General features: G+C 66.0%; 15 protein-coding genes and 1 tRNA gene. 6 read left to right on the forward strand and 10 right to left on the reverse strand.

The genetic code is table 11. The annotated features are described in order from the left end of the window. Window position 1: 1 nt before the first annotated feature. Window positions 2–75: transfer RNA gene (locus tag ACZY0B_RS24375), tRNA-Ile, on the reverse strand. A gap of 269 nt (window positions 76–344) precedes the next feature. On the opposite strand from ACZY0B_RS24375, the gene ACZY0B_RS24380 reads away from it, so the two are divergent. Further along, a complete protein-coding gene (locus tag ACZY0B_RS24380; protein ID WP_463766807.1) occupies window positions 345–737 on the forward strand; it encodes a heme-binding protein in 393 nt (130 codons plus the stop codon). 104 nt (window positions 738–841) lie between these two features. Continuing rightward, a complete protein-coding gene (locus ACZY0B_RS24385) occupies window positions 842–1,138 on the forward strand; it encodes a hypothetical protein (RefSeq protein ID WP_463766808.1) in 297 nt (98 codons plus the stop codon). A gap of 60 nt (window positions 1,139–1,198) precedes the next feature. Here the strand turns inward: ACZY0B_RS24385 and ACZY0B_RS24390 are convergent, their stop codons facing one another. Genes ACZY0B_RS24390 through ACZY0B_RS24405 form a run of 4 tightly spaced genes read right to left on the reverse strand, consistent with a single transcriptional unit; the run spans window position 1,199 to window position 5,273 of the window. Continuing rightward, entirely contained in the window at window positions 1,199–1,480 is a 282-nt protein-coding gene (locus tag ACZY0B_RS24390) for a CDGP domain-containing protein (protein WP_463766809.1), read from the reverse strand. A 22-nt stretch (window positions 1,481–1,502) separates the two neighbouring features. Beyond that, window positions 1,503–2,369 carry a carboxymuconolactone decarboxylase family protein gene (locus ACZY0B_RS24395; RefSeq protein ID WP_463766810.1) on the reverse strand — a complete coding sequence of 289 codons (867 nt, stop codon included), beginning with the start codon at window positions 2,367–2,369 and terminating at the stop codon, window positions 1,503–1,505. 16 nt (window positions 2,370–2,385) lie between these two features. Continuing rightward, a complete protein-coding gene (locus ACZY0B_RS24400; protein ID WP_463766811.1) occupies window positions 2,386–3,759 on the reverse strand; it encodes a metallopeptidase TldD-related protein in 1,374 nt (457 codons plus the stop codon). Beyond that, window positions 3,756–5,273: a TldD/PmbA family protein gene (locus tag ACZY0B_RS24405; RefSeq protein ID WP_463766812.1), complete on the reverse strand. Its 1,518-nt coding sequence runs from the start codon at window positions 5,271–5,273 to the stop codon at window positions 3,756–3,758. The genes ACZY0B_RS24400 and ACZY0B_RS24405 overlap by 4 nt, the downstream gene beginning before the upstream one ends. 59 nt (window positions 5,274–5,332) lie before the next feature. Here ACZY0B_RS24405 and ACZY0B_RS24410 point away from each other — a divergent pair, with 59 nt between their 5' ends. From ACZY0B_RS24410 to ACZY0B_RS24420, 3 genes are read left to right on the forward strand one after another with little or no spacing between them, the layout of a single operon-like run. Further along, the gene (locus ACZY0B_RS24410) at window positions 5,333–6,217 is read left to right on the forward strand and encodes a carbohydrate ABC transporter permease (protein WP_463766813.1); all 885 of its coding nucleotides are present in this window, start codon (window positions 5,333–5,335) and stop codon (window positions 6,215–6,217) included. Beyond that, entirely contained in the window at window positions 6,204–7,028 is an 825-nt protein-coding gene (locus ACZY0B_RS24415) for a carbohydrate ABC transporter permease (RefSeq protein WP_463766814.1), read from the forward strand. Before ACZY0B_RS24410 ends, ACZY0B_RS24415 begins: the two co-directional genes overlap by 14 nt. Before the next feature lie 10 nt (window positions 7,029–7,038). After that, window positions 7,039–8,376 carry an ABC transporter substrate-binding protein gene (locus ACZY0B_RS24420; protein WP_463766815.1) on the forward strand — a complete coding sequence of 446 codons (1,338 nt, stop codon included), beginning with the start codon at window positions 7,039–7,041 and terminating at the stop codon, window positions 8,374–8,376. On the opposite strand, the gene ACZY0B_RS24425 is transcribed toward ACZY0B_RS24420, so the two are convergent. The 3 genes from ACZY0B_RS24425 to ddaH are packed head-to-tail and all read right to left on the reverse strand — an operon-like array spanning window position 8,373 to window position 11,941. Next, window positions 8,373–9,800, reverse strand: a complete 1,428-nt coding sequence (locus tag ACZY0B_RS24425) for an amino acid permease (RefSeq protein WP_463766816.1) — start codon at window positions 9,798–9,800, stop codon at window positions 8,373–8,375. The genes ACZY0B_RS24420 and ACZY0B_RS24425 overlap by 4 nt on opposite strands. Before the next feature lie 30 nt (window positions 9,801–9,830). Beyond that, window positions 9,831–11,066 (reverse strand): ornithine--oxo-acid transaminase, encoded by a 1,236-nt coding sequence (rocD, locus tag ACZY0B_RS24430; RefSeq protein WP_463766817.1) that lies wholly within the window; start codon window positions 11,064–11,066, stop codon window positions 9,831–9,833. After that, window positions 11,063–11,941, reverse strand: a complete 879-nt coding sequence (ddaH, locus tag ACZY0B_RS24435) for a dimethylargininase (RefSeq protein ID WP_463766818.1) — start codon at window positions 11,939–11,941, stop codon at window positions 11,063–11,065. Before ddaH ends, rocD begins: the two co-directional genes overlap by 4 nt. A 122-nt stretch (window positions 11,942–12,063) precedes the next feature. Here ddaH and ACZY0B_RS24440 point away from each other — a divergent pair, with 122 nt between their 5' ends. After that, a complete protein-coding gene (locus ACZY0B_RS24440) occupies window positions 12,064–12,510 on the forward strand; it encodes an Lrp/AsnC family transcriptional regulator (protein WP_463766819.1) in 447 nt (148 codons plus the stop codon). A gap of 118 nt (window positions 12,511–12,628) precedes the next feature. Here the strand turns inward: ACZY0B_RS24440 and ACZY0B_RS24445 are convergent, their stop codons facing one another. Both ACZY0B_RS24445 and ACZY0B_RS24450 read right to left on the reverse strand, forming a co-directional pair. Then, window positions 12,629–14,422, reverse strand: coding sequence for a sulfatase-like hydrolase/transferase (locus ACZY0B_RS24445; protein ID WP_463766820.1), 1,794 nt, complete (start codon window positions 14,420–14,422; stop codon window positions 12,629–12,631). Continuing rightward, the gene (locus ACZY0B_RS24450) at window positions 14,415–14,867 is read right to left on the reverse strand and encodes an SRPBCC family protein (protein WP_463766821.1); all 453 of its coding nucleotides are present in this window, start codon (window positions 14,865–14,867) and stop codon (window positions 14,415–14,417) included. The genes ACZY0B_RS24445 and ACZY0B_RS24450 overlap by 8 nt, the downstream gene beginning before the upstream one ends. Window positions 14,868–14,897: the final 30 nt, after the last annotated feature.

A 14,897-nucleotide genomic window follows, 5' to 3' on the forward strand; every position in this document is an offset into this window, starting at 1 on the left:
GTGGGGCGGGCGGGGCTCGAACCCGCGACCAACGGATTATGAGTCCGCGGCTCTAACCAACTGAGCTACCGCCCCTTCTGCATTCAGTAGGAAACCGTACCAACGCCAAGCGAGAGCGTCCGGCGGGGCGATCACGGCCGCGCAGGCTCCACCAACGCTCTGATCGCCGACGGAGGACACCGCAGCCCGCGGTGGTGACCGTTGGCCGTTTTTTAGTGACTTTTGGCCCGAGTGACGCTGCTTGGTCAAGGTACAGAGTTGGCAGGCCGGCTCTGCTTCGCTTGGGCCGGCGACGACCGCCATCGATTGCGGCAGTGTCGATTACCGGATGAAGGAGCCAGTTGATGTTCGTTTCAGGTCGAATCCCGCGCCGAGTGCTCGTCGGCGCGATAGGTGCTGGCGCGGCCACCGGCATGCTGTTATGCGTTCCTGCAGGGACCGCTGCGGCTGATCCGCCGCCTCGGCCACCCAACTGCACAGCTGGGGACGTGGCCGGTGTCGCGACTGGTGTTGGGGCGGCGCTCTCGACCTACCTGTTCGCTCACCCGGACCTGAACGATTTCTACACCGGCCTTCAGGATGTGCCCAAAGACCAGCTCGGTCACGACGTGCAGAACTACTTCAGCGCCAACCCGCAGGAGCAAGCCGATCTCGAGAGCATCCGTCAGCCGCTGGCTGACATCAGGCAGCGTTGCCACTGGACACCATTACTCGGGGAAGGCGGCGCGACTCCGTAAACGATCGGTACGCCGCACGTAAGCGTGCGCTCAAGGAATTACTGCGGGCCTCAGTTCGCAGATCGGTATAAGCAGGTCCCAGCCGGGACGGGAAGGAGAACCCGATGAATGCGTGGGCGCGGTCCTGGGCTGCAGGGGGAATAGCGATGTTGGCCCTTACGGCGATTCCCGAGATATCTGCCATCGTGCAGCCCCCCAGTGTGGCCAACGCGGACGTCTGCGCAAGCGTCGGCTCGCGTGTGTCAGTGAGCGGGTGCACCAACATCGCGGACACGGTCAATTCTTATGTCCCGCCGCCTGGCGCCTATGCGCCGCTGCCGCAAGACTTTCCGCCTCCACCGCCTCCGGTAAGCGTCTGTGTCGGAGCCGGCCGGCGAATTCATGTGAGCGGGTGCTCCTAAAAGCGCGACTCCGCCCGCGGGCGTCGCGAACCGTTTTCCGGGCTTAGTGGCTAGCGCAGCTCAGTCGTCGATGTGCGTCGGCGGGTCAGCGAACGCGAGACCCAAAGGATGCTGGTCAGGACCCATCAATTTGCAGTCTGGGCTCCATTGGTAACTGGGGCCGCTATGCGACGTGGTGATGACCACGCATCGTTGCCAGGTGCCGTCAGGCTGGACGGGTCCATCGCACTTGCTGGCAACGAGACCTCCGTACTGGCAACCGGCACTGGCCGGCGCCGCCGAGGCGATCAACGCTCCGGTCATCAGCACGGCGGCCAGTGCTCCGACTATGCGGCGCTTCATGGCCGTCCTCGCCACACCGCCGTCAGCTGAACACCGTCTGACCATCGACATCGAGCAGGTAGCGCTCGGTGCCACTTTCAACCCGGGGGGCGTCCCCACCCAGCGACACCGCGATCTTATTGCTGGCATTACGCATGACGTCAAAGGTCAGCTCGACGGCCTCGGCCTCGGAGAACCGGGCGCGCACCTCGGCGACAACGTCGGCGTCGAGGTGCGCCGGCGTCCAAATTAACCCATCCGCATACCGCAGCGCTGCTTTTGCGCGCTCGTCGAGCAGCCTCGACTCCTCAAATTGCGCGATGTCCTCGTACAACGTCTCCGAACCACCGGCGTCCAGCGCCCTGCTTTCCCGCACCGATTTGCACAGCCGGCAGTTGTGCTGAGCCGCCCCACGCAGCCGCACCAGCTCGGAGGTCACCGGGTCAAGCGCACGCATCGCGCCCACCGCGGGCAGGAAGTCATTGAACACCACATCAGACGGGTCCGTCGCGTGATCCCACGCGATCGGCCCGCGTGTCCAGCCCAGATACGGCGCACCGACACCCAGCGCTTCCAGACCGGCGCGCACCCGCGGCACGAAGTCGGCGATATACATCGCCACCACGACACCAAAAGTGCTGTCCCCCAACGCTTTAAATAGCCGGGACCGCTGGTCGACGGTGATAGCGGAAACGTCGGCGCTGAACTGCTCGGCGAACTCGGCGACGACGCGCTCGGCGTCCGATTCGGGTTCGTCCGCAACCACCTCAACGGGCAGCGGCGGCAGCGACATCGTCTCCGCGCACACCCGCCGCACCAGACCCACCAGCCGGCCGTCGCCCGTGGACCCGGGAGACAGGGCCACCAACCGCATCAGCTGGTCTTCACGAACCGAAACCGGAGCCGCCATTCCCGATACGTTACGACTACTGCGCCTGGCTCACCGAGGACATATGGAAATCGGGAATCCGCAGTGTCGGCATCGCGGCCCGGGTGGCCCAATCGCCCCACTCCCGCGGCAGGGTCTTCTCGCTGACACCGGCCTCGGTCGCACGCCGCAGCAAATCCAGCGGGCTCTCGTTGAAGCGGAAGTTGTTGACCGCCCCGGTGACCTCGCCGTCCTCGATCAGGTACACCCCGTCGCGGGTCAGCCCGGTGAGCAACAGCGTGGTGGGATCGACCTCGCGGATGTACCACAGCGTGGTCAGCAGCAGGCCGTGCTCGGTGCCCGCGATCATGTCGGCGAGGTCGTTGGACCCGCCGGTCATCACCAGGTTGTCCGCCGCGACGGCGACCTTCGCGTCGAACTTGACGGCGGTGGACCGCGGATAAGCCAACGCGTTGATCACCCCGTCGCGGATCCAGTCGACCTGGCTGATCTCCATCCCGTTGTCGAACACCGACACCGTCTCGGAGGAACTGCTGGCCATCACGAACGGTGTACACAACAGCCCCGGCGCCATCGGATCGGAGAACAACGTCAACGGCAGATCGGTGAGCCGCTCCCCCACCCGGGTCCCGCCGCCCGGCGCCGAGAACGCGGTGCGCCCCTCCTGCGCGCCCCGCCCGGCCATCGACCAGGCCAGGTAGATCATCATGTCGGCCACCGTCGACGGCGGCATGAGCGTCTCGTAGCGCCCGGCCGGCAGCTCGACGGTGCGCTCCGCCCAGCCCAGCCGCATCGACAGGTCCTCGAGCAGCAAATCGGTGGGCACATCATCGAAATCGGATGTCCCGACACCGGCCCACGCGCTGGCGTCGCCGCGCTTGCCGTTGATCTCCACCGCGCCGGTGGGCTGCGTGAAACGACGGCGCAGCCCCGTCGACGACGCCAGGAATGTCGTCGAAACACTATGGTGCGCAAAGCCATACAGCCGGTCGGTGGCCTGGAAGGCGCGGCTCAACGAGCCGGCGACATCGGCGAACACCTCGGCACCGGTGCCGGGCACCGGGGCATCCCAGTCAGCGGGCACCCCGGTATCGGAGAGGAGCGGCGCGGCATCGCCGGCCTCCGGCGCGGACCGGGCCGCTTCTTGCGAGGCCGCCACCAAACTTGGGATCACCCGCGGGTCCACCTCGGCGGAGACAACCGTGCCGATGAACGCGCTGGCGCCCTTGCGCACAATCGAAATGACAGTGGTGTTGCGACTGACCGAAACCCCGTTGGTGGTCATCGAATTGCCCGCCCACCGCAATGTCGCCTGGACCTTGTCGGTGACCAGCACCATGGTCTCGTCGGCGCGGCCGAGTTTCGCCGCCTCTTCCAAGACGAGGTTGACGACATGCTGCGCACTGATCATCGGCCGCCCTCGGTCCGGGTGTTGAGCACGTTGACACCGCGGAACAATGCCGACGGGCAGCCGTGGCTGACCGCGGCGACCTGCCCGGGCTGCGCCTTGCCGCAGTTGAACGCACCGCCCAGCCGCCACGTCGACGGCCCGCCAACGGCTTCCATCGAATTCCAGAAATCGGTGGTGGTGGCCTGATAGGCCACGTCGCGCAACTGACCGTCCAGGCGCCCGTCGCGGATGCGGAAGAAGCGCTGTCCGGTGAACTGAAAGTTGTAGCGCTGCATGTCGATTGACCAGGATTTATCGCCGACGATGTAGATGCCGTTCTCGACCCGGCCGATCAGATCATCGGTGGACAGGTCGTCGGGGCCGGGCTGCAGCGACACGTTGGCCATCCGCTGGATCGGCACGTGATGCGGCGAGTCGGCGTACGAGCAGCCGTTGGAACGCGGCTGTCCGAGCCGGGGCGCGAACACCCGGTCGAGTTGGTAGCCGACGAAAATCCCGTCGCGCACCAGGTCCCAGCTTTGCGCGGCCACGCCCTCGTCGTCGTAACCGATGCTGGCCAAACCGAATTCGACGGTGCGGTCGGCGGTCACATTCATCACCGGGGAGCCGTAGCGCATGGTTCCGAGTTTGTCCGGGGTGGCGAACGACGTTCCGGCATAGGCGGCTTCGTAGCCGATCGCGCGGTCATATTCTGTTGCGTGGCCAATGGATTCGTGAATGGTCAGCCACAGGTTGGTCGGATCGATCACCAGGTCGGTTGGCCCCGGGGACACGCTGGGCGACTTGACCTTCTCGGCGAGCAGCACGGGCACCTGCGTCAGCTCATCGGTCCAGTTCCACACGTCGTCGCCGGCCAGCACCTCCCAGCCCCGGCCCATCGGCGGCGCCAGCGTGCGCATCGAGTCGAAGCTGCCCGCCACGGCGTCGACGGTGACCGCCTCCAGTGCCGGCATGATGCGCACCCGCTGCTGGGTGGTCGAGGATCCGAAGGTATCGGCGTAGAACGACTGCTCCTTGACCGCGGTCATCATGGCCGACACATGGTCGACGCCGTCGGCGCTCAGTAGTCGCCCGGAGTACTCCTCGAGCACGCCGATCTTGTCGGCCACGGGGACGTCGAACGGGTCGATCCGGTAGCTCGAGACCCAGGTGGCGTCGACGTATACCGGCTCGGGCGCCAACTCGACGCGCTCGGTGTTCAGCGCCGCCAGTGTGGTGGCGACATGAACCGCGCGGCGCGCGGTGTCGGCCGCGACCGACGGCGCCAGCTCGGCGTGCGACGCGAATCCCCAGGTGCCGTCGACGATGACCCGCACGGCCAGGCCGACGTCACGGCTGAGGACCGCGGTCTCGAGCTCACCGTCACGCAATTGGATGATTTCGGTATTGATGCGCTGAATTCGCAGGTCCGCGTAGCTGGCCCCGGCCGTGGTCGCCGCCGCCAACGCGGCCTCGGCGAGCTCGTGTCGCGGCAGGCCCAGGAAGTCGGCATCGATCCCCCGATTCGGTGTCACGGCTCCACCGTAACGACTGTGCGCTCCAAACCCCTGCATAGCCCGCTTTAATTAGCTGCATGCCCAGCGCAGCACGCAGGAGTAAGGCGCGATCCGCCGTGCTGGCGTACGGGCTGCTGGCGCCCAGCCTGTTCGGTGTCGTCACCTTCCTGCTGCTGCCCATCCTCGTGGTGATCTGGCTCAGTCTGTACCGGTGGGATCTGCTGGGTCCGCTGCGCTTTGTGGGCCTGGACAACTGGCGCTCGGTGCTGGTCGACTCCAGCTTCGGCAACTCACTGATCGTCACGGCGATCTTCGTGGCGATCGTGGTTCCGACGCAGACCGTGCTGGGCTTGGCCGCCGCCTCGATGCTGGCCCGCTTGCTTCCAGGGACCGGCTTTTTCCGCACCGTATTCGTGCTGCCGTGGATTTGCGCACCGCTGGCGATCGCCGTGTTATGGCGCTGGATCCTGGCGCCCACCGACGGCGCGGTTGCGACGCTGCTGGGACACAGTATCGAGTGGCTGTCGGATCCCAGCTTTGCGCTGCCACTGGTGTCGGCGGTGGTCATCTGGATGAACGTGGGCTATAACTCGCTGGCCTTCCTGGCCGGACTGCTGGCGATTCCGAACGAGATCCACGCCGCTGCCCGCACTGACGGCGCCAATGCCTGGCAACGGTTCTGGCGCATCACGCTGCCCATGCTGCGCCCGACGATGTTCTTCGTGTTGGTGACCGGAATTGTCAGCACGGCACAGGTTTTCGACACCGTGTACGCCTTGACCGACGGCGGACCGGGCGGCAGCACCGACCTGGTGGCCCACCGCATCTACGCCGAGGCGTTCGGTTCGGCGGCCATCGGCCGGGCGTCGGTGATGGCGGTCGTGCTGTTCGTCATCCTGATCGGCATCACGATCGTTCAGCACCTGTATTTCCGGCGGCGGATCACCTATGACCTCGTCTAGCCGCGTCTGGAACGCGATGATCTACACCGGCCTGGCGGTCGGTGTGCTGATCACGTTGGCGCCCTTCGCGCTTGGCTTACTGACCTCATTCACCTCGGCACACCAATTCGCGACGGGTACGCCGCTGCAACTGCCACACCCACCCACGCTGGCCAACTACGGCGACCTGGCCGGTGCCGGGTTCGGCCGCGCTGCCGCGGTGACGGCATTGATGACGGCGGTCATCCTGGTGGGCCAAATGATCTTCTCCGTACTGGCGGGCTACGCGTTTGCGCGCCTGGAGTTCGCCGGGCGCGATGCGTTGTTTTGGGTCTATATCGCGACGTTGATGGTGCCCGGGACGGTCACGGTGGTACCGATGTATCTGATGATGGCCGAGGCGGGGCTGCGCAATACGTTCTGGGCTTTGGTGCTGCCGTTCATGTTCGGCTCCCCGTACGCGATTTTCTTGCTGCGCGAGCACTTTCGCCAGATCCCCAACGACTTGATCAACGCGGCGCGCCTCGACGGCGCCAACACTTTGGACGTGATCACGCATGTGGTCGTGCCGTCCAGCCGGCCGGTGCTGGCGACCCTCACGCTGATCACCGTGGTCTCGCAATGGAACAACTTCATGTGGCCGTTGGTGATCACGAGTGGTCACAAGTGGCGGGTGCTCACCGTGGCGACGGCCGAACTGCAGTCCCGCTTCAATTCGCAATGGACGTTGGTGATGGCGGCGACCACGATCGCGATCGTGCCGCTGGCCCTGCTGTTCATCGCTTCCCAGCGACACATCGTCTCCTCGATCGTCCTCTCGGGTGTCAAGTGAGCCGGAAACCATGACGCGGCCCCGCGTTTCCACCCTCGCCGCCGGTGCGCTGGGACTCGTGGTGGTGCTGCTGGCCGCGATCGCCGTGTTGTTGAACTACTCCGGCGAGCCCCACGGCAACAAAATCGTGGTGCGGGTGCGGATCTGGGACGCGCCCATCGCCGAGGCCTACCGGCAGTCGTTCGAGGCATTCAACCGCACGCATTCCGATATCGAGGTGCGCGTCAACCTGGTGGCCTACCCGACGTACTTCAACACGCTGCGCACCGACGTCGCGGGCGGCAGCGCCGACGACATCTTCTGGCTCTCCAACGCCTACTTCGCGGGCTACGCCGACAACGGCCGGCTACTGAACATCAGCGAAACCTTCAGCGCCGATGCGATTTCAGACTGGGAACCGGCAGTGGTCGACCAGTTCACCCGCCGCGGTGCACTGTGGGGCGTGCCGCAGCTGACCGACGGCGGTATCGCGGTGTACTACAACGCGGACCTGCTGGCCGCCGCCGGCATCGATCCCGGTCAGCTGAGCAGCCTGCGCTGGAATCTCAACGGGGACGACACACTGCGTCCGATTGCGGCCCGGCTCACTGTCGACGCCAACGGAAATGTCGCGGGCACAGCGGGTTTCGACCCCGGCCGGATTCGGCAGTGGGGCTACAATGCGGCCAACGACCCGCAGGCGATCTACCTGAATTACATCGGCTCGGCGGGCGGTGTGTTCCAGCGCGGCGACGAGTTCGCGTTCGACAACCCCGGCGCCGTCGCGGCCTTCCGCTACCTGGTGGATCTGATCAACGCCGACCACGTCGCACCACCGGCGTCGGACACCAACGGCAACGGCGACTTCTCGCGCAACCAATTTCTGGCCGGCAGGATGGCCCTCTTCCAGTCCGGCACCTACAACCTGGCGTCGATCGCACGCGATGCCCGCTTCCGGTGGGGGGTCGCGATGCTGCCGATCGGTCCCGCCGGCCGGATCAGTGTCACCAACGGCATTGCCGCGGCGGGTAATTCGGCCACCAAGCATCCCGACGCGGTGCGTCAGGTGCTGGCTTGGATGGGCAGCAAGGAAGGCAATGCCTATCTGGGCGCTCAGGGCGCGGCGATTCCCGGGGTGCGGTCAGCCCAGCAGGTCTACTTCAACTACTGGGCGCAGCGCGGCGTGGACGTCGCACCCTTCTTCTCCGTCCTGGACGGCCCGCGCATTCCGGCCCCGGGCGGGGCCGGCTTCGCCGCGGGAGACACCGCGCTGCAAGGCTATTTCGACGAGATGTTCCTCGGCCGCGGTGACGTCGCGACGTCCCTCAAGCAGGCCCAGGCAGCGGCCAATGCCGCCGCGCATCGCTAACTGACGTCGTTGAGCGCGCTGTGGTGACGGCCCCACACGAAGTAGAAGATCAATGCGAGCAAGATCCACCCGCTGAACGCGATCCAGGTGTACCAGTGCAGGCTGAGCAGGATGTAGCCGCAGGCCAGCACCGAAAGCACCGGCGTGACAGGGTAACCGGGCACTTTGAACGCGCGGGGCAGGTCCGGCTCGCGCACCCGCAGGATGATCACGCCGACCGCGACGACGATGAACGCGGTCAGCGTGCCGATCGACACCATGTCCGCCAGCTTGTTCAGCGGGACGAGGCCGGCCAATGTCCCCGCAGCGATAGCGACGATGACCGTGTTGTTCACCGGCGTCATGGTGCGGGTGTTGATCGACGCGAACCTGGTCGGCAGCAATCCGTCTCGGCCCATTGCGAACAGGATGCGGGTCTGGCCGTACATCGTGATCAGCGTGACGGTGAAGATCGAGATCACCGCGCCCGCACAAAGAATCGTGCTGGCCCAGCCGTGGTGCGTGACTTTGTCCAGGATGGTGGCCAGTCCGGCGTCTTCCTGGCCGGCGAAATCCTGCCACGGCTGGGTGCCCAGCGCGGCGAGTGCGACGAGAACGTAGACGGTGATGACGGTCATCAGCGCCGCGATCAGCGCCCGCGGCATGGTCTTCTGCGGGTCCTTCACCTCGTCGCCCGCCGTGGACACCGCGTCAAGGCCGATGAACGAGAAGAAGATCGTGCCCGCCGCCGAGCCGATGCCCGCAACACCGAACGGGGCAAAGTCCTTGAGCTGGTTGGCGTCAAAGGCGGTGAACGCGATGATGACGAACATGACCAGCACACCCAGCTTGATCAGCACCATGATCGCGTTGACCCGCGCCGATTCGCGCGCGCCGCGGATCAGCAACAGCGCGCACATGGCGATCAGGATGATCGCCGGCAGATTCACGTAGCCGGGGTCCGAATCCCACGGCGCCTCGGACAACGCATGCGGAAGCTGGAATCCGAATAAGTTGTGCAGCAGCTTGTTGACGTAGCCGCTCCACCCAACCGACACCGCGGCCGTGGCTACCCCGTATTCCAACAGCAGGCAGGCCGCAACCGCCATCGCGACAACCTCACCGAGTGTCGTGTACGCGTAGGAATACGACGAACCTGAAACCGGCACGGCCGAAGCCAATTCGGCGTAGCAGATGGCGGCGAGCCCGGCCGCGATCCCCGCGATGAGGAAGGAGACGATCACCCCGGGCCCGGCTTCCGGCACCGCCTGGGACAGCACAAAGAAAATTCCGGTCCCGATCGTCGAGCCGACGCCGAACATGGTCAGCTCGAACGCGCCGATCCCGCGATTGAGGTGGTCTGCGGCCCCGTGTGCGACGGGCGCGCCGATCACCGGGCGGCGCCGCAGCATCTGTGCTGTCAGGCTGATCGAGCTGGCTGGCAAATTGCGCCCCCCTCGTGCTGGATCAGCTGATTATGCCCGCAATACGGCGGCGAACTGGTCGACGGCCCAGTCAATCTCCTGCTCGGTGATCACCAGCGGAGGTGCGAACCGCAGCGTCGAACCGTGGGTGTCCTTCACCAGCACCCCGCGCTCGGCCAGGCGCAGGCTGATTTCCTTGCCGGTGCCCAGGGTGGGTTCGATGTCGACGCCGGCCCACAAACCGAAGCCACGCACCGCCACCACACCGTCGCCGATCAGGCCGCGTAACCGTCGATGCAGGTGCGCGCCCAATTGGGCCGAGCGGGTCTGGAATTCACCCCGTGCCAGCATGGAGACCACGGTGGTGCCGATCGCGGCGGCCAGCGGGTTGCCCCCGAACGTCGAGCCGTGCTCGCCCGGATGCAGCACGCCGAGAATGTCGCGGTCCGCGACAACCGCCGACAGCGGGACCACGCCGCCGCCCAGCGCCTTGCCGAGCAGATAGACATCCGGCACGACGCCCCAGCGGTCGCAGGCGAACGTGTAGCCGGTGCGCGCGAGGCCCGACTGGATTTCGTCGGCGATCATCAGCACGTTGTGTTCGCTGCACAGCGCACGCACGGCGGGTAAGTAGTCGTCGGGCGGGACGACGATGCCGGCCTCACCCTGGATCGGTTCGAGCAGCACCGCGACGGTGTTCTCGTCGATCGCGCGGGCCACGGCCGCGGCGTCGCCGAATGGCACCGCGCGGAACCCGGGTGTGAACGGACCGAATCCGCCGCGCGCCGTCGGGTCCGACGAGAAGCTGACAATACTGATCGTGCGGCCGTGGAAATTGTTCTCCGCCACGACGATGTTCGCGCGGCCCTCCGGAACGCCCTTGACGTCGGCGCCCCACTTGCGCGCGACCTTCAGGCCGCTCTCCACGGCTTCGGCGCCCGAGTTCATCGGCAGCACCATGTCTTTGCCACACAGTCGCGCAAGCCCAGCGCAGAACGGTCCCAGATTGGCGGCGTGGAATGCGCGACTGACCAGTGTGACGGTGTCGAGTTGAGCATGCGCCGTCGCGCTGATCTCGGGGTTGCGGTGACCGAAGTTCACCGCCGAGTAGGCGGCCAGGCAATCCAGGTAGCGGTGGCCATCGACGTCGGTGATCCACGCGCCCTCGGCGCTGGCCGCCACCACCGGCAGCGGCGAATAGTTATGCGCTGCATGCTTATCGACGAGGGCGATCGCATCCTCGGTTCCGTTGCTGGCCACCGAAGTCTGGTCGTCGAGAATCGTCACGCAAACACCTCCAATGTGCAGCACTTGACAGAACCGCCCCCCTTGAGCAGCTCGGAGAGATCGACGCCGACGGACTCGAAGCCCGCCTTCCGCAACTGGACAGCGAAACCCGTTGCGGCCGAGGGAAACACGACGCGCAGGCCATCTGATACCACGTTGAGGCCAAGCACGTAGGCGTCCGCGCTTCCCACCACGATAGCGTCGGGGAACAGCGCGTGCAGTTGGTCCTGTGCTGCTGCGCTGAACGCCGGAGGGTAAAAGGCGATGGTGTGATCGTCAAGGACAGCGAGTGCGGTGTCGAGGTGATAGAACCGCGGGTCGACCAGTTCGAGCGAGACCACCGGCATGCGCAGCGCTGCCGAGATCTCGGCATGGGCGCGGCGGTCGGTGCGAAAGCCATGACCCGCCAACACCATTTCGCCGACCATCAGCAGGTCGCCCTGCCCCTCGTTGACGTAATGCGTCGTGACCGGCCGATAGCCCATCGACGACATCCACTCGCCATAGGCCGTCGCCTCGCCGGCCCGCTGCTCGTAGCGGAATCGGGCGACGATCGCGACGTCGCCGGCGACGAACCCGCCGTTCGCGGCGTAGACCATGTCCGGCAGGCCGGCGACCGGCTCGACGAGGTCGACGTGGTGGCCAAGTCCCAGGTAGGTCTGCCGAAGAGCTTCCCACTGCGTTAGCGCGACCTCGACGTCGACCGGCGTGCTGACATCCATCCACGGGTTGATCGCGTATTCGACCGCGTAGTACGCCGGCGGCGTCATCGCATACCGACGTGTCTGAGCTGCTCTTGACCGCTTGGGCGCGGCGTCTTGCCATGCCGCGGGCACGGCGTGGGGCGCCGGGTCGGTGACATAGTAATCTGTCATATATCCACTGTATTTTGACACTTCTACACAATCAAACGTCGATTCTTGCGTGTCCATGAGCGATTTATTGCACTACAATGTCAGCAACAGCGATTTATTGCGTAGAGCTGAAACGGGGGGCGATGGACCGCCTGGACGAGACCGACGAACGCATCCTCACCGAGCTGACCGAGCATGCGCGGGCCACCTTCGCCGAGATCGGCCAGAAGGTGAACCTGTCCGCACCGGCGGTGAAACGGCGCGTTGACCGCATGATCGACAACGGCGTGATCAGGGGCTTCACCACGATCGTCGACCGCAACGCGCTCGGCTGGAACACCGAGGCCTATGTGCAGGTGTATTGCCACGGCACGATCGCGCCCGATCAGCTGCGGGCGGCCTGGGTGGACATGCCCGAGGTGGTCAGCGCGGCGACGGTGACCGGGACGTCTGACGCGATCCTGCATGTGCTGGCCCGCGACATGCGCCACCTGGAGTCCGCGCTCGAACGCATCCGCGAGAGTGCCGACATCGAACGCAGCGAAAGCATCGTCGTGCTGTCGAACCTCATCGACAGGATGCGGACCTAGGTCGGCGTGCCGCGGCACCTTGCGACGCGAACTGGGACACCTTGCGCCGCGAGCCTAACGCCACTGCGAGATTCGGGTCGATTTTTCGCCGTGCGGTTAGACTCGCGCGCGCCGAACGTCAGCGAGCGCCGAACCAGCGCGCCAGCCTGGACCCCGAGGCGGTCGGCGGCCGGCGAGTTGCATAGGGCCACGGCTGGTTTCGTTCCGGGACCGAGCTCGCCCGGGCCTGCTTGAGCTGCATGCGCAAGTGCTGCCGAAGGTCATGCAGATCGGGATCCGTCCAACGGTTGTCGGCTTCGATCGGGTCGGCGGTCAGATCGTAGAGCTCCCATTGGTCATCGAGCGGAGACGTCCGATACGCCTCTCCCCCAATGCCATTGGCCGCCAAATGGCGCACGCCGGGTTCGGTCCAGGTACCCGGATCGTCGAAGGTGCGGACCAGCTTCCACAGGTGCCCGGCGCCTGCAGCATCGTCGACCCGGACAACCAGGCCCTCGAAATTCGACGCCGTGTGGGCCGGAATCCGGATACGCAGCGGCGCGGGCGGATTGACCGTCTGCTTCAGCTGGCGTGCCAAACCCGAGGCGCCGCTGTCTCCTTCCAGCATGTTGTCGCGGGTCATCAGGTACACGGCCCGGGTCTCGTCGGCGGGTGCGCCGTCGACGATCGGCATGAGATCCCGGCCCGGCAGCTCATGGACCTCAGTGAACGACTCCGCCAGCGTTGCCGCGACTTCCGCGACATCGACGCCCGCGGCTCCCAGCAGCGTCGGGACCAGGTCGACGTGTGAGGTCGGTGCCGTGACCACCCGGGGCTGCGTTGAGTGTGCGCCGATGCGGGCAATGACGAAGGGAACGCGGGTGGCCTCGTCATAAAGGTTGAACCATTTCTGGTGCAGTCCGCCGTGGGCGCCCAGCAGATCGCCGTGATCGGCGGTACGCACCAATACGGCGTCGTCCGAACCATTTTCGGTGACGGCGCGCCGGACGCGGTCGATCGGTCCGTCCACCTCGGCATGCAGGCGGTAGTACAGGTCGCGGTATTGCTGCGCCTTGCGCTCGTAGGTCCGATTGATCATCGGCGCCGGACCGTAGCCGGAGTAATAGGCCTCACGAAACGCGATTTGCGCGGCCGGCTTGGTCGACAGGTCTTCGTCGGCGGTGGGCGCCGGGGCGACCGGCGGCGGGTCCAGCGGGGACGGCTTGACCGGACCGCGGCGCGACCAGGTGGGGAACAGCACGATGTCGTGCGGGTTGACGAAGCTGGCGACAAGCAGAAACGGACGCAGCGCAGCGTGGTCGCCGGCGCGGCGGCGGGCGTAACGGTCAGTGAGCCAGGCGACGACACGATCGGCGATCAGCGGGTCGCGGCGAATGCCGGCATTGCCCAGCAGCGCGCCGTGCGGCTCCGGGCCGACCCAACCGGAAAACCCATACGGCCCCAGTGGATCCGCGTCAAGGTAGCGCTGCACCGCGACCGGGTCGACGACACCGTCGTCGTCGTTGGTCGCCAGCGGACGGTCGGTCTCCGGGTCGATCAGATCCGCGTGCGAGATGTGCCATTTGCCGTCGTAGTGCGTGTCGTATCCGGCCGCACGGAACCAGTTACCCAGGGTGGGCACCTCGCCTCGGCGAAGCCAGCGCATCCGGGAGTCCTCGGCGGTCTTTCCGATGCCGTCGGTCTGGGTGACCCCGTGCAAGTCGGGGTAATGCCCGGTGAAGATGGTCGGTCGGCTGGGCACGCAGGCAAGCGAACCGGTGTAGTGCCGGCCGAAGCTGACGCCGTGATCGTCGAACCACTTGCGCCCCAGCAGTATTCGATTACGCCACGCGAGCACCTCGGGCGTCTCGTACGGAGGCACCGCACGTTCCTCGTCGGTCATCAGGATGACGATGTCGGGGCGATCAGACACGCGCGTTCTCCAATCGGTTCGCGAGTCCGGCAAGCATCGAGTCGGACTGTCGTGCAACAACGCGACATACGACGCGTTCGGCAAGCCTTTGGGGTGGGCGAGGCCCGGTTTCGACCGTGCTGGTCAGGGTCACGACGGTCGAATCGCCCGCGTCGGCCGCGAGTGTCCAGCGGTTGGTCACCCGGCGCAGCAGGCGGGGCAGGCCCTCGATGTCGTAGGCGAGCACGTGTGGCGGGTCGAACTCGATGACCCGCTCGACGAGGGTGTCACGTTTGACTTGGACTCGCCTGGTGGTACCGATCGAGGTCCCGTCGGCACCGGAAGTCAGGATGCATGAGTGATCGACGTTGTCGGCCCACGAAACGATTGCGCCGAAGTCCGCGAGGACATCCCAGACTTCTTGCACGGGGGCCGCGATGGTACGAGTGCGCTGGATGTCGGCCACGCGCTAACGCTACGCGACGAGCGAGGACCA

This window comes from Mycobacterium sp. IDUB_19 (assembly GCF_055419445.1).